The following is a 14,981-nucleotide window of genomic DNA, read 5'->3' as shown; positions in this document are numbered from 1 at the left end:
GAAAATGAGTCGGGTCGTCCTTCGCCGGACGGAGTCCGGCGTCGCGTGAAATGGTCGAATGCTAAGCGGTTGTCATTTTTGGCGCAGCCCGGCGGCAATCCGACGGGCACGCGAAGCTTGGCGTGAGCCGATCCTGAACGAGAAGCGTCATCGGCTCATATGAGCAGGCGATACGTTCGATGATCGATCAAATCACCTGCTCATGGGCAGGAACCTACCACCGCGCTTCTGACACAAACGTTAACGCGCCGATGATGCAATCACTCAAATTAAGCCGGTACCGCAATGGTCGTCGAGCAATTCGGACTTTTCAGACAGTGATGGCGTTCGAGTTCAGGCATCAGCGGTTCTGAATTAACAATCTAAAATTGCAATCTCATCATGCGATTCCCTGCACGGGATATTTCGAGACCCAGAGTTCTCTGGGAGCGTATAGCAGCTTGAATGGCAGTGCGCGGAGAACGCACCGCTACTCAAGCCGGTGAATTGCGATGTTGGAGAACTCAGGCCGCGCGGACCGAGTTCAGGAAGCGACTGACTTCATGCTTCAGACGGTTGCTATCTGACGAGAGCGACTGCGCTGCCGACAGCACCTGAGACGACGCGCCGCCGGTCTCACTCGCGCCGCGCTGCACGTCGATGATGTTGGACGAGACCTGCATCGTGCCTTGCGCAGCCTGCTGCACGTTACGGGAAATCTCCTGCGTCGCCGCGCCCTGCTCTTCAACAGCCGAAGCGATCGTGGACGCAATCTCCGACATCTTGCCGATCGTCGTACCGATGTCGCGGATCGCCGATACGGAATCATCGGTCGCAGTCTGGATACTCGCGATCTGCTGGCTGATCTCGCCGGTAGCCTTCGCGGTCTGCTCGGCGAGCGCCTTCACCTCGGACGCGACCACTGCGAAGCCGCGGCCGGCATCGCCGGCACGTGCCGCCTCGATGGTGGCATTGAGCGCCAGCAGGTTGGTCTGCCCCGCAATGGTATTGATCAGTTCGACCACCGCGCCAATGCGGCCGGCAGCTTTCGACAACTCGCCGACGCGATCATTGGTCTTCTGAGCCTGGTCCACGGCCTCATTGGCAATACGTGCGGATTCCTGGACCTGACGGCCGATCTCGGTGATGGACGACGCCATCTCCTCGGTGGCGGACGCCACCGACTGCACGTTGGTGGAGGCTTCTTCCGACGCCGTCGCGACGACCGTGGTGAGCTGCTGCGACCGATCCGCTGTCGACGTCAGCGTGCTGGCCGAGGCTTCCAATTCGGTCGACGCGGACGACACCGCCTCGACTATTTCACCGACTGTACCTTCGAAATCGTCGGCGAGCCGGATCATGTCCTGCTTGCGTTGCAAGGCCGCCGCCTGATCCTGCGTGATCCGTGCCTCGGCTTCCGCCTGGGCTTTCTCTTCCGCCTTGACCTTAAAGGTCTCGACAGCCTGCGCCATGTCGCCGACCTCGTCCTTGCGGCCAAGCCCCGGCAGCACCACGCCGAAATTGCCCTCAGCGAGCTGCTTCATGCCCGCCGTCAGACCCAACAGCGGCCCGATGATTCCGCGCGCGATCAGGAACGCAATCAGCAGACCAGTGATGGTCGCCGCAGCCGCCACGATCTGCTGCAGCGTGATCGTGCCGGAAATGCGCTGCTCATTGGCTGTCGTCGCGCTCACGACCTCCTGCTGGATCGCTGCCTTGATGCCGTCGGTCTTGCGGATGGCGCTGACCACCATCGGCGTGATCGTATTGTAATAGAGCTGATCCATCTTCATCAGATTGGCCGACGCCTTATCGAACCCGCTGGAATAGCTGACCAGGCCTTTCTTGATCGATTCGAACAGCGCTGAAAGACTCGGCGCCATATCAAATTTTTCCATTTCCGCGATCTGTTGCTGCGCGTTCTTCATGCTGTTGGCAAACAACGTCACATTGTCCTGGTCGCGACCTGCAAAGAACCGCCAGTTCGCCATCTGAACCGACAGAGTTTCGGATTGCAGGGTGGTCGCCCCTTGTGCGAATGGCGAGCTACGCGTCGCGAGCACGAGCTTCTTCAAGTCGGCCTGAAGCTTTTCACCCTCAGCAAGCAGCGCCCTGCGGCTGGCGAGCATCTCCTTGACGGTGTTACCGAGATCGACTCGCTTGCTCTTCAAATCGGCGATCGTCTTTTCGACTTCGCGATAGACTCCGCGACGCTCCTCCGAGCTCGCTTTGATCGTCTCCTCCAGCACACCACCGACCTGAGTCAGCAGCTTTTCGGCTTCAGCGAATGACGCCTCGTCCTGATCGAACGTATAGCGCAGCATCGCGCGGCGAAGCGCCTGGAGTTCCGCCGAAATCTCCATCGAGCGCATCGCATTGGCGGACTGGGCATTCATCGCCGAGACGTCGTCACGAATTTCCGTGAGCTTCCATACGGCGAAACCCGCCATGCCCAACCCGAACAAGACGAGCGCACCGAAGCCCCCATACAGCCTGCCACGGATGCGGAGATTGAATAGCGACATGCAACGTGCCCTTCTTGGGAGAAACCACTGATAGCCGACCTTGCACGTCGCGAATCGCACCCGCAACGCAAGAGGCAATCTCGAATCCGATCATCGTCAGGTTGCGAGAACTTCGGGTTAATTTCAGCCGCGCAAACGCTTTAAAGTAGAATGACTTTTTGTCGCGCGTGTCATCGTTTGACCCACTAAAACAAACAGCCCGGATGCGATGACGCATCCGGGCTGTTTGCGAGTTGTATCTTACTCGTCGGGCGAACGCGCGTGATCGTGTAACGTTTTGTCCTATGCCGCGCGAACGGAGTCCAGAAACTTGCCGACTTCGCGCTTCAACCGCGCGCTTTCGCCGGACAGCGATTGCGCAGCGGACAAGACCTGCGACGACGCCGAACCTGTGTTACTCGCGCCGCGCTGCACGTCCAGAATGTTCGAGCTCACCTGCATTGTACCTTGCGCCGCCTGTTGAACGTTGCGCGAAATCTCCTGCGTCGCCGCGCCCTGCTGCTCGACGGCAGATGCGATGGTCGACGCGATCTCCGACATGCGGCCGATGGTGTCGCCGATTTCCTTGATGGCGCCGACCGACTCTTCGGTCGCGGCCTGGATGCCGGAGATCTGGTGACTGATGTCGCCGGTTGCCCTGGCCGTCTGTTCGGCGAGCGCCTTCACTTCCGATGCAACAACCGCGAAGCCGCGACCTGCATCGCCGGCGCGCGCCGCTTCAATGGTGGCATTGAGCGCCAGCAGATTGGTCTGGCCGGCAATCGTGTTGATCAGCTCGACAACATCGCCGATCCGCGCGGCGGCCTTGGCAAGCTCAGCCACGCGGTCATTGGTCTTGCGGGCCTGTGCCACCGCGGAGTTGGCGATATTGGCCGACTCCTGAACCTGACGGCTGATCTCGTTGACCGAGGACGACATCTCCTCGGTGGATGACGCCACCGCCTGCACATTGGTCGAGGCTTCGTCGGAGGCTGCGGCCACCATGGCGGTGAGCTGTCGGGATTGCTCGGCGGTCGCAGTCAGTCCGCCCGCCGATTCTTCGAGCTGGCTCGAGGCCGATGACACGTTCTCGACGATGCTGCCGACGGCGCCCTCGAAATCGTCCGCGAGACGGATCATGTCCCGGCGTCGCTGAATCGCTGCCTGCTGGTCCTGCGTCAGCTTGGCTTCGGCCTCGGCGCGTGCCTTCTCCTCGGCCCGTACCTTGAAGGTCTCGACTGCGCGTGCCATGTCGCCGACCTCGTCCTTGCGGGCGAGACCCGGCAACACCACGCTGAAATCCCCGTCGGCGAGCCGCTTCATGCCAGCCGTCAGGCCCGACAGAGGGCCAATAATGCCGCGCGCGATCAGGAAGGCAATCGCTAGACCGACCACAGTAGCGACGCCGGCCACGATCTGCTGCAGCATGCTAGTCGTCGACATGCGGTTGCTGGTTGCGGCGACGGTCTGCGACTGAACCTGCTGGATGTCGGATTTGATGGTCTCGACCTTCCCGATCGCTTTCACGACGGTCGGGCTGATCGACTTGTTGAAGATGCCGTCTGCCGTCTGCAGGCTGGCGGCAGCCTTCTCGAACTGGGCGGCGTAGCTCTTCAGGTTGCTGCGGATGGTGCCGAACAACGCGCTGAGCGTCGGCGGCATCTGCATCTTTTCCATTTCGCCGATCTGCTGCTCCGCGATGCGGACGTGATCCTTGAAAGATTCGATATGCTTCTCGTCGCGGCTGACGAAGAAGCGCCAATTCGCGATCTGCACCATCAGCGTGTCGGATTCGAGCTTGGTCGAACCCTGGCCATACATGGTGTTGCGCGTGCTGATCACCAGCTTACGCAGGCTGGATGACAGCTTGTCGCCGGCTTCCTGCAGCACTTCCCGGCCGGCGACCATCTGCTTGATGGCCTCGCCAAGCGCCTGGCGCTGCGCCTTCACGTCGGCAACGTCCTTCTCGATGGTTCGGTAGGCGGCGCGGCGTTCCTCCGAACGACTGGTCTTGATCACCGTGTCCAGGCTGGCGGTGACCCCGGCGAGACGCTTGTCGGCATCCGCAAGCGCGGCTTCATCCTGATCGAATGAATAGCGCAACACGGCACCGCGGATCGCGTGCAGTTCGGAGGCGATCTCCGAGGCCCGGATCGTGTTGGCCGAAAGAATGTTCAGGGAGTCGACCTGCGTTCCAACTTCCGTCATCTGCCAGACGGCAAATCCCGAACTGGCGAGACCAAACAGAACCAGCGCGCCGAAACCGCCATAGAGGCGACCGCGGATACGGAGATTGAACAGCGACATCATTGGCTTCCTAGGTAGGACTTGATCTGGCTTCGGCGACGGGCGCCGTCTTCGTTGTGGCTTCCCCCATCATGGGAGAAGCATGAATTTATGCGGCCCGGACGGAGTCCAGGAACTTGCCGACTTCGAGCTTGAGCCGCGCGCTTTCGCCGGACAGCGACTGCGCCGCGGACAGCACTTGCGTCGAAGCTGATCCGGTCGCGCTGGCGCCGCGCTGTACATCGGTGATGTTCGACGTCACCTGCATCGTGCCCTGCGCTGCCTGCTGAACATTGCGCGAGATTTCCTGGGTTGCCGCGCCCTGCTGCTCGACGGCAGAGGCGATGGTCGAGGCGATCTCGGACATGCGGCCGATGGTGTCACCGATCTCCTTGATGGCGCCGACGGATTCCTGGGTCGCCGCCTGGATGCCGTTGATCTGGTGGCTGATGTCGCCCGTCGCCTTGGCGGTTTGTTCGGCCAGCGCCTTCACCTCGGACGCAACCACCGCAAAGCCGCGGCCCGCATCGCCGGCGCGTGCCGCTTCGATGGTGGCGTTGAGCGCCAGCAGGTTGGTCTGGCCGGCAATGGTATTGATGAGCTCGACGACATCGCCGATCCGGGCCGCAGCCTTGGCAAGCTCCGCCACGCGGTCATTGGTCTTGCGCGCCTGCGCCACGGCGGAGTTGGCGATATTCGCAGATTCCTGGACCTGCCGGCTGATCTCGTTGACCGATGACGACATCTCTTCGGTCGACGACGCAACCGCCTGAACATTGGTGGATGCTTCGTCCGACGCAGCAACGACTGCAGCGGTCAGCTCCTTGGCCTGTTCAGCCGTTGCCGTCAGCGCGCCCGCGGACTCCTCGAGTCTGTTCGACGCCGAGGAGACATTGTCGACGATATTGCCGACGGCGCGTTCGAACGTCCCGGCGAGCTCGACCATTTCGCGCTTGCGCGACGCCGCGGCCAGATTGTCCTGGTCGAGGCGCGCCGCAGCTTCATCGCGCGCCTTCTGTTCGGCATTTGCACGAATGACCGTGACGGTCTTGGCGATGTCGCCGATTTCGTCGCCGCGCTTGGCGCCGGGAATCACGACATCGAGATCGCCGGCCGCCATCTTGCCCATGGCGCCGTTCAGGCGCGTCATCGGACGGGCAACGCCGACAAAGGAGAATACCATGGTGCAGATCAGCACCAGCACGACCGCGAGGCCGAGCGCGAGATTGACCTGGCCGGATCGTGCCATTTCCTCGGCGGCCTGCGCCCGGGCCTCTCCAACCGCAGCCTTGGCCGACGAGACCGATTGCGCGACCAGTTGAGATGCCGCGGCAGCGGCGGGCGTGATCTTGGTGCGGACGATATCGGTCTTCTGGTCGTTACTGCCGATCGCTTCATCGGTGGCCGTCATGAACTTCTTCATGTCGGTGCCGAGCTGGATCAGGCCGCTCTGCACGAGCTCGCTGTCTTCGAACACGCTGGCCTTGGCCAGCGCATCGGTGAGGATCTTGGCCTTGGTGATGATCTGGCCCTTCTGCGTGACTTCATTCATCGACGCATAACGCCATGCGGCTGCCTGCACAGCGTTGATGGCATTGTCCGCGATCTTGAGCTGTCCATCGACTTCAGGCCAGTTCGTCGCCTCGGTCACGGCAGTGGTGAGGCGCAGCTGGTCGAGATGCCGGTTCCAGTCGATCACGGCGACGTTGCGGTTGCGATAGAGCTCGAGCAGTTTCTTCTGCAGACCGACGATCTCGTCGGCAGCGGCGAGATAGGTTGACGTCAGCGATTTAATCTTCGCGAAATTGTCCTTGTATTCCTGCCTGGTCGCCAGGGCGGACGCGGCATCGATGATGCGGTCCTGCGCAGCCTTGGCGGCCCTGATCTCGGCCGCGTTCTTGTCAATCTCGGGTGTCGTGATGGCCATGCGCAGGCCTTGACTGGCCACCTGCATGGCGCGCATCTGGCCGTCGGCCTCCATCGCGCTATCGGCGATTTTCTGCTGCACATCGGCCAGACGATTAACCTCCGAGATCGCGCTCTCGGTCCTCATCTGGTTTGCGACAACGCCCGCCGAGAGCAAGATGCCAACGAGACCGGCAAGACCCAATTTGTTGCCGACACTGTTGATCTTGATCATGCGATGCACTTTCCGGAGAAGGGCCAAGTCAGGACGCGCGCAAGCATGGCTCGCGCAGCCTCGGCTCGGGTCGTTGGAAGACGGTCAGAGAAGCATTGGGCAGAGGCTGAGAACGTGGCGTCGTGGAATTGTCCGTGAGGACAAAGACCCGATCGCTCCGGTGGAGTTCAATCAGCGGACCAACAGGCCCTCGCCCTCACGGTTGAAGGATACCACTCCATTTCTGACACATTCGTTAATTGCCCCGTCATGCAGCATTCAAGAATCTGCATAAACTTGAGGCACTTGCGCGATGCTGTATGCGCCCGCTCCCTGCGTCAGTGCGCGAGGATCTTCGACAGGAAGTGCTGCGCGCGATCGCTGCGCGGATGACCGAAAAAGTCATCCTTCTGCGCGTCTTCGACGATCTCACCGGCATCCATGAAGATGACGCGGTTGGCGACCTTCTTGGCGAAGCCCATTTCGTGGGTCACCACCATCATGGTCATGCCCTCCTTGGCGAGTTCGACCATGACGTCGAGCACCTCGTTGATCATTTCGGGATCGAGCGCCGAGGTCGGTTCGTCGAACAGCATGCAGATCGGATCCATCACCAGCGCGCGCGCGATGGCAACGCGCTGCTGCTGGCCGCCGGAGAGCTGGCCGGGATATTTTTGCGCATGCGCCGTGAGGCCGACGCGCTCCAGCATCTTCATCGCCTTGGCCTTCGCCGCATCTTCCGAGCGGCCGAGCACGATGGTCTGGCCGAGACACAGGTTCTCGACGATCTTCAGATGCGGAAACAGTTCGAAGTGCTGAAACACCATGCCGACGCGTGAGCGTAGCTTCGGCAGGTCCTTCTTCATCGTCGTCACATTCAGTCCATCGACCATGATAGTGCCCTGCTGCACGGGCTCCAGCGCATTCACGGTCTTGATCAGCGTCGACTTACCAGACCCCGAGGGACCGCAGACGACGACCACCTCGCCTTTCTCGACAGCTGTCGTGCAGTTCTTCAACACCTGGAACTGCGGATTGTACCACTTGCTGACTTTTTCAATGGTGATCATGGGCATGATGAGCGACCGATAGTTGGAGGCAAAGACTGAAAGCGAAAGTGGCTAGCGGATGATGCTGATGCGCTTCTGCAAGCGCTTCACGAAGAACGAGGCGGTGAAGCAGATCAGGAAGTAGACCAGCGCCGCGAACAGATACATTTCGGTGAGACGACCGTCGCGCTGTGCGACCTTGGACGCTGCACCCAGAAAATCCGTGATCGACAGCACGTAGACCAGCGATGTGTCCTGGAACAGCACGATGGTCTGGGTGAAGATCACCGGCAGCATGTTGCGGAATGCCTGCGGCAGCACGACATGGCGCATCACCTCGCGATAGTTGAGCCCGATAGCGTAGCCCGCCATCACCTGCCCCCGCGGCACCGACTGGATACCGGCACGCATGATCTCCGAGAAGTAAGCTGCCTCGAACAGCGTGAAGGTCACGATAGTCGAGGCGTAGGCACCGACCTGCACGGGCTGATCGGAGCGGATGATCCACTGTCCGACATAGGGCATCAGGAAGTAGAACAGGAAGATCACCAGCACGAGCGGCAGCGAGCGCATCAGATTGACGTAACTCACCGCAAAACCCGACAGCACGGCGCTGGACGACAGCCGCATCATCGCGATCAAGGTGCCCAGGATGAGACCGAAGACCGTCGCAATTGCCGTCAGCGTGAGGGTGAACGCCATGCCCTGCTGAAACAGGTAAGGCAGGCTGCGCCAGATGACGTCGTAATCGAAATTGCTGAACATCGCTTATTTCCCCTCGTTGAAGCCGGGGATCGCCAGGCGCTTTTCGAGAATGCGCATTCCGATCGTCACAACGGCACTGAGGACGAGGTAGATGGCGGCCGCAGCCGAGAAGGCCTCGAACACCTGGAACGAGAATTCCTGCATGGACCGCGCCCGTGCCGTCAGTTCAAGCACACCGATGGTGAGTGCGGGCGCCGTGTTCTTGATGGTGTTGAGAAATTCGGAGGTCAGCGGCGGAAAGATGATGCGATAGGCCAGCGGAAGCAGGATGTAGCGATAGGTCTGCCAGGTGGTGAGGCCGATGGCCGTGCCGGCCATGCGCTGGCCCTTTGGCAGTGCATTGATGCCGGCGGTGATCTGTGCGGCGACACGCGAGGACATATAGAAGCCAAGCCCGAGCATCGCCGCAATGAACGGCCCATTGCGCAGTTGCTTGATCCAGATGCCGAGATCGCCGGGCAAGAGTTCGGGAATGACGAAGAACCAGATGAACAGCTGCACCAGCAGCGGAATGTTGCGGAACATCTCGATATAGGCATTGCCGACAAACACCGCCCAGCGCGCAGGCAGGGTCCGCATGATGCCGATCAGAGAGCCCATCACGAACGCGATGAACCAGGCGCAGAGTGCGAGCAGGATCGTGACCTGAAGGCCGCTCATCAGCGAGCCAAAATAGGTCCCCGTCGCATCAGGCGTCTGATCCCAGAAGATTCCCCAATTCCAGTTATAGTTCACGCATTCACCCCCACGCGCCGTCCACGCGAAAACCTGGCAACCTCAGGCAGAAACCCATGCAATGGCCGGGCCATTGCTTCTTCCCTCGCCCCGCCTGCGGGGAGAGGGTGGATCGAACGACCGAGGGTCGTTCGAGACGGGTGAGGGGGAGCCAGTGTTTTACTCGCTGCCTCCCCCTCACCCGTCTTACACGCGCTACGCGCATGTAAGACGACCTCTCCCCGCAAGCGGGGAGAGGTAAGCAAGAGTTAGTTGGCTGCGTAGGCGTCGGGATCAGGCGAATCCGACGGGCTGGCGAACGCTTTCTTCTGCTCGGCTCCCATCGGAACGTTCAGATTGAGACCCTTGGGCGGGATCTTCTGCGTGAACCACTTGTCATAGATCTTGGCGCCTTCCGGGCTCTTGTAGAGCTCGGCAGTGGCCGCATCGACAACCTTCTTGAACGGCGCATCGTCCTTGCGGAGCATGATGCCGTAGGGCTCAGCTTTCGAGAACGCGTCCTTGGAGATCACATAGGCGCTCGGATCGCGCGCACCGGCAGCAAGGCTGGCAAGCAGGATGTCATCCATCACGAAGGCCACAGCACGGTCGGTCTCGACCATCAGGAATGCCTCGGCGTGATCCTTGGCGGGAATGACGTTGATGCCGAGATTACGCGCGGCATTGGCTTCGGTGAGCTGCTTGATGTTGGTGGTGCCGGAGGTCGAGACCACCGACTTGCCCTTCAGATCGTCGATCTTGTCGAGCTTGGCGGCCTTCTTCGAGACGAAGCGGCTGGCCGTCAGAAAGTGCGTATTGGTGAACGCGACCTGCTTCTGGCGATCGGCATTATTGGTGGTCGAGCCGCATTCGAGGTCGACGGTGCCGTTGGCAATCAGCGGAATACGTGTCGCCGAGGTCACCGGATTGAGCTTCACCTCGATCTTGTCGTTCTTCAGCTCTTTCTTCACCGCATCGACGATCTTGTAGCAGATGTCCATGGCGAAACCGACGGGCTTCTGATTGTCATCCAAATAAGAGAACGGCACCGAGGAATCGCGGAAGCCGATGGTGATGGCGCCGGTGTCCTTGATCTTCTTGAGCGTGCCGGTGAGCTCCTGAGCGCCCGCCTGCGTCGTGCAGACCGCCGCGGCGATCATGGTCCCCAACAGAAAAAATCGTTTCATAGTCCCTCTCCTCAACACAGTCCGATCTCACGCCGACGACTCTCTTACCGAGCGCCCCGGCACGACCGCCCGGGATGCTTGCACAATCGGGGCCAAAACGGAATTGCCCGATCGGAGGACAACGGTTTGTTCTGAGCTCCCGTTCCCCTACAACCCGGTCATGAGTAACGCCCTGCATGCGCTTTGTGACGCAGGCGCCGCCGGCGCCACAGAAAAGATTGATGATATCAGCCATCCCGGCCTGGTAATTGCCACCACGATTCTGGCCTCCAGCCTGGCCTTCATCGACGGATCGGTGGTGAATGTCGGACTTCCTGCCATTGCAGCGAGTTTTCAGGCCGATGCCTTCGACCTGCAATGGGTGATCAATGCCTATCTGTTGCCGCTTAGTGCACTTCTTTTGCTCGGCGGTGCAGCAGGCGACCGTTTCGGCCGCCGCAGACTTCTGATCTGGGGCGTTGGCCTGTTTGCGCTGGCCTCGCTGGCTTGCGCTGTGGCGCCCAGCCTCCGTTGGCTGTTGGCTGCGCGTTTTCTGCAGGGTATCAGCGCGGCGATGCTGATGCCGAACAGCCTGGCGATCCTCGGCCAGACGTTTTCCGGCGAAGCAAAGGGCCGCGCTATCGGCATCTGGGCTGCCAGCGGCGCTGCCGCCGGCGCGCTCGGACCGGTGTTGGGCGGATGGCTGATCGACATCGGCAGCTGGCATCTCATCTTTCTCATCAATGTGCCGATCGCATTGGCCGCAATGGCGCTTGCCTGGCTAGGCATCCCCCGCGATCGACACGACAGCGACGAGCCGCTCGATAGTCTCGGCGCCATCCTCGCGACTGTGGGACTTGGCCTGACGACCTGGAGTCTGACCGAAGCTACGTCACATGATTGGACGGGTTTCACGCTTGGCGCGCTCGTCGCAGGACTCCTGCTCTTGCTTGTGTTCGTGTGGATCGAAGGCCGTAAGGGCGAACGCGCGATGATGCCGCTTGCACTGTTCGGGTCCGCCAGCTTCGTCGGCCTGACGCTGCTGACCTTCTTGTTGTACGGCGCACTCGGCGGGCTGTTCGTCCTGATGCCTTTTCTCCTGATCGAAGCAGCCGGCTACACCGCGACACAGGCCGGTGCCGCGCTGCTGCCCTTGCCGCTTGTCATCTCTTTGACATCACCGCTTGCTGGCTCGCTCGCAGCCAGAACCGGCCCGAGGATCATGCTGACGCTGGGACCGGTGATTGTGGCGATGGGTTTTCTGCTGGCGCTCCGAATCAGTCCCGACACCAGCTACTGGACCAGCGTCTTCCCCGCCATGGTCGTCATCGCCATCGGCATGGCCGGCGCTGTCGCACCTCTGACGACGGCCGTGCTGATGTCCGTCGATGCGCGTCACACCGGGTCAGCATCGGGCTTCAACAGCGCGGTCGCACGCACAGGCGGCCTTGTGGTCACGGCGCTGATCGGATCGGTCATGGCGGCAAAGGGGCCGGCGCTGATCACCGCATTTGCCGCAGCGACGGTCGCGGGTGCTGTGCTTTGTGTCGCAGCCGCGCTCAGCGCATTCCTGCTGATAGCGGCGCGGCCGCAGCCGTGAAGGCCCCACGCTGCCTGCGAGCGGCCACCGCCTCGCCGAACGCCTGAAACAGCGTGCGGTTGATCGGATTGATCTGCGGATCATATTCGGCGTGCCATTGCACACCGAGCGCGAAGCTCGGCGCATCGGCAATGCGGATGGCCTCGATGGTGCCGTCCTCGGCAATACCCTCGATCACCACTCGCTCGCCAGGGATATCGATGCCCTGACCATGCAGGGAATTGACCGTGATGGTCTCGCGCCCCAGCAGGCTGGCGAAGGTGCCGTTGCTGGTCAGATGCACGTCGTGGCGATCGGCAAATACGACCGCCGGATCGGGATGGATCTCGCCGCTCTCGAGCCGCGGCATGCGATGATTGATGCGGCCAGGAATCTCGCGGATCTCGGGATGCAGCGAACCGCCGAACGCAACGTTCATCTCTTGCAATCCGCGACAGATGCCGAAGATCGGGACCCCGCGCGCGACACAAGCTTCGATCATGGCCAGAGCCACCGCATCGCGGCCATTGTCATAGGGCTCGTGACGGGCATGGGCTTCCATTCCGAACCGGGTCGGGTGGACATTGGCCCGAGCGCCGGTGAGCAGGATGCCATCGACCAGATCGAGCACCTGGCCGATATCGGTAATGTCGGGGGTGCCGGCAAACATCATCGGCAGGGCATTGGCCACTTCAGCGACCGCACGAAGGTTGTTTTCTCCGACCGCCTGGACGGAGAACCTGTTCTCAATGCGATACGCGTTGCCGATCACGCCGATTACCGGCCGGGTCTTCGTTGGCATCAGCTTCCGGTCGAAAAGTGCTGGACTATTGAGCTATAGCCGAGTCACGGCATGAACACGACTGGTTCCGAAATAAAACTGTCACTAATCGGAGCATTAGGGAAAGAAACGTCTCCCGACGCCTGAAAAGGCGCCAATCCGGCAGTCTTCGAAAGTGTGAGGTGCGTGGTGGGCGCGACAGGGATCGAACCTGTGACCCCTTCCATGTCAAGGAAGTGCTCTCCCGCTGAGCTACGCGCCCTAAGAACCGGTCGTTACGGGTGTGGGGTCTATAACGGGTCAAACCCGGACAAGCAAGGACGGCGGAGTACCAATCCTTGCCTGATTTGCAGGAAATCCAAGAAAGAAATCCAGGAAAGCGGGCTGCCCTCAGGCCGCCAGCATCTTGTTCACTTCGCTGACCAATTCGCGCAGGTGGACCGGCTTGGACAGCACCTTGGCGTTTTTCGGCGCTTCCGAGTCGGAATTCAGCGCCACGGCGGCGAAACCGGTGATGAACATGATCTTGATGTCGGGATCGAGTTCGCTGGCGCGGCGCGCCAGTTCGATCCCGTCCATCTCCGGCATCACGATGTCCGTTAGAAGCATTTCAAAGGGTTCCTCGCGGAGTCTCTGATAGGCTGACATCCCGTTATCGTGGTGCGACACCTGAAAACCGGCGTTTTCCAACGCCTTCACCAGGAAGCGGCGCATGTCGTTGTCGTCTTCTGCGAGAAGGATTTTGTGCATGGCGGTTGGACGTCGAACCCGAATGAGAGGACCTGTTCGCCCACTAAGCCCGAGGTCTGGTAAATTTCGGGTGAAGGTGATCAGCGCAGACTGTGCATAAGCGTCTCAAGATGGTGCGCCAGAACGTCGTGAAACACAACAAATGAGCGCGTTTCTCGCGATCGCCGCGCCTGCGGAAGGTTTTTAACTTGGCAGACTTGTTTCCGTTATCGACAATGCAGCCTCACAAAGCGCCGGTTTTCTGCCAGACTGGGCAAACCGAAGAACGCGGCTGCAGGGACGATGCGCGACGATGACCCAGTTTGACGGTGAGCTGTCGCCTCCCTTCGAGATCGTCGAGCCGGCCAACTGGCGCGCCCCGATCATTTTCAATTCCCCGCATTCCGGCTCGGTCTATCCGGCGGAATTCCTCAGCGCGTCCCGCATTGACGTGACGGCACTGCGCCGCTCGGAAGATTCGTTCATGGACGAATTGATCGCGGGATTGAGCGATCGCGGCTTCCCGGTGGTCCGGGTGCATTTCCCGCGCTCCTATGTGGACGTCAATCGCGAGCCCTATGAGCTCGATCCGCGGATGTTCAACGGCCGGCTGCCCAGCTTTGCCAATACCCGCTCGATGCGGGTCGCCGGCGGTCTTGGCACGATTCCCCGGGTGGTCGGCGACGGCCAGGAGATCTACCGCGAGCGGCTGGACGTCGATGACGCCCTCACCCGGATCGAGGCGTTGTACAAGCCGTACCATCGCGCCCTGCGCCGCCTGATCAACAAGGCGCACCAGACATTCGGCACGGTGATCCTGGTGGATTGCCACTCGATGCCCTCGATCGGAATTTCCCGCGAGGAGCCGCGCCGCCCGGACGTGGTCGTCGGCGACCGATATGGCACCAGCTGCGCCACTATCCTGGCCGAGGTGGTCGAAGACACATTCGGCGGCCTCGGCTATTCGCTGGGCCGTAACAAGCCCTATGCCGGCGGCTTCATTACCGAGCATTACGGCAACCCGGCCAGTGGGCTGCACGCCATCCAGATCGAGCTGAACCGGGCTATCTATATGGACGAACGCCGCCGTGAGCGAACCGCGCGCTTCGATCAGATTGCTGCCGATTTTACCGTCCTGGCCGATGCGCTGGCGAAGATCCCGCTGGACAGCCTCGGCCCGTTCCAGGCCGCCGCCGAATAGGCTGGGGCCGAACGGCTCGCCGGGGTTCGAACCTTCACTCAATCAGGTGGGGTATTTGGAACCGTGACCGCCGGGTCACGGCAGCGCTTATTTCGTGCGACAAATTGTC

Annotated in this window: 11 protein-coding genes and 1 tRNA gene; 2 read left to right on the top strand and 10 right to left on the bottom strand. The window is 61.1% G+C overall.

Annotation, left to right across the window (positions count from 1 at the left end):
- Positions 1-503: 503 nt before the first annotated feature.
- The 7 genes from HP556_RS16555 to HP556_RS16525 form a co-directional block, all read right to left on the bottom strand.
- Entirely contained in the window at positions 504-2,504 is a 2,001-nt protein-coding gene (locus tag HP556_RS16555) for a methyl-accepting chemotaxis protein (protein WP_175367780.1), read from the bottom strand.
- 282 nt (positions 2,505-2,786) lie between these two features.
- Positions 2,787-4,790 carry a methyl-accepting chemotaxis protein gene (locus tag HP556_RS16550; protein ID WP_175367779.1) on the bottom strand — a complete coding sequence of 668 codons (2,004 nt, stop codon included), beginning with the start codon at positions 4,788-4,790 and terminating at the stop codon, positions 2,787-2,789.
- Between the two features lie 88 nt (positions 4,791-4,878).
- A complete protein-coding gene (locus tag HP556_RS16545) occupies positions 4,879-6,909 on the bottom strand; it encodes a methyl-accepting chemotaxis protein (protein ID WP_175367778.1) in 2,031 nt (676 codons plus the stop codon).
- Positions 6,910-7,226: 317 nt separating this feature from the next.
- Positions 7,227-7,958, bottom strand: a complete 732-nt coding sequence (locus HP556_RS16540) for an amino acid ABC transporter ATP-binding protein (protein WP_089265828.1) — start codon at positions 7,956-7,958, stop codon at positions 7,227-7,229.
- 51 nt (positions 7,959-8,009) lie between these two features.
- Positions 8,010-8,702: an amino acid ABC transporter permease gene (locus HP556_RS16535; RefSeq protein ID WP_068728918.1), complete on the bottom strand. Its 693-nt coding sequence runs from the start codon at positions 8,700-8,702 to the stop codon at positions 8,010-8,012.
- Positions 8,703-8,705: 3 nt separating this feature from the next.
- Complete coding sequence (locus HP556_RS16530; protein ID WP_089265827.1) at positions 8,706-9,437, bottom strand: amino acid ABC transporter permease; 732 nt, start codon at positions 9,435-9,437, stop codon at positions 8,706-8,708.
- 248 nt (positions 9,438-9,685) lie between these two features.
- Positions 9,686-10,603 carry an amino acid ABC transporter substrate-binding protein gene (locus tag HP556_RS16525; RefSeq protein WP_089265826.1) on the bottom strand — a complete coding sequence of 306 codons (918 nt, stop codon included), beginning with the start codon at positions 10,601-10,603 and terminating at the stop codon, positions 9,686-9,688.
- A gap of 160 nt (positions 10,604-10,763) precedes the next feature.
- On the opposite strand from HP556_RS16525, the gene HP556_RS16520 reads away from it, so the two are divergent.
- Positions 10,764-12,182 (top strand): DHA2 family efflux MFS transporter permease subunit, encoded by a 1,419-nt coding sequence (locus HP556_RS16520; RefSeq protein ID WP_175367777.1) that lies wholly within the window; start codon positions 10,764-10,766, stop codon positions 12,180-12,182.
- On the opposite strand, the gene HP556_RS16515 is transcribed toward HP556_RS16520, so the two are convergent.
- The 3 genes from HP556_RS16515 to cpdR all read right to left on the bottom strand — a co-directional run bounded on the left by HP556_RS16515 (position 12,142) and on the right by cpdR (position 13,692).
- Positions 12,142-12,963, bottom strand: a complete 822-nt coding sequence (locus tag HP556_RS16515) for a gamma-glutamyl-gamma-aminobutyrate hydrolase family protein (RefSeq protein ID WP_089265824.1) — start codon at positions 12,961-12,963, stop codon at positions 12,142-12,144. The two genes, HP556_RS16520 and HP556_RS16515, sit on opposite strands and share 41 nt — an antisense overlap.
- A 166-nt stretch (positions 12,964-13,129) precedes the next feature.
- A tRNA-Val gene (locus tag HP556_RS16510) sits at positions 13,130-13,204 on the bottom strand.
- Positions 13,205-13,332: 128 nt separating this feature from the next.
- Positions 13,333-13,692 carry a cell cycle two-component system response regulator CpdR gene (gene cpdR, locus HP556_RS16505; protein ID WP_015669438.1) on the bottom strand — a complete coding sequence of 120 codons (360 nt, stop codon included), beginning with the start codon at positions 13,690-13,692 and terminating at the stop codon, positions 13,333-13,335.
- Between the two features lie 292 nt (positions 13,693-13,984).
- Here cpdR and HP556_RS16500 point away from each other — a divergent pair, with 292 nt between their 5' ends.
- Positions 13,985-14,872 carry an N-formylglutamate amidohydrolase gene (locus HP556_RS16500; protein WP_120287184.1) on the top strand — a complete coding sequence of 296 codons (888 nt, stop codon included), beginning with the start codon at positions 13,985-13,987 and terminating at the stop codon, positions 14,870-14,872.
- Positions 14,873-14,981 lie beyond the last annotated feature (109 nt).

This window comes from Tardiphaga robiniae (assembly GCF_013359755.1).
Taxonomy (GTDB): domain Bacteria; phylum Pseudomonadota; class Alphaproteobacteria; order Rhizobiales; family Xanthobacteraceae; genus Tardiphaga; species Tardiphaga robiniae.
The sequence above is the reverse complement of the archived record's forward strand: the minus strand, read 5'-3'. Positions and strand labels throughout refer to the sequence as shown.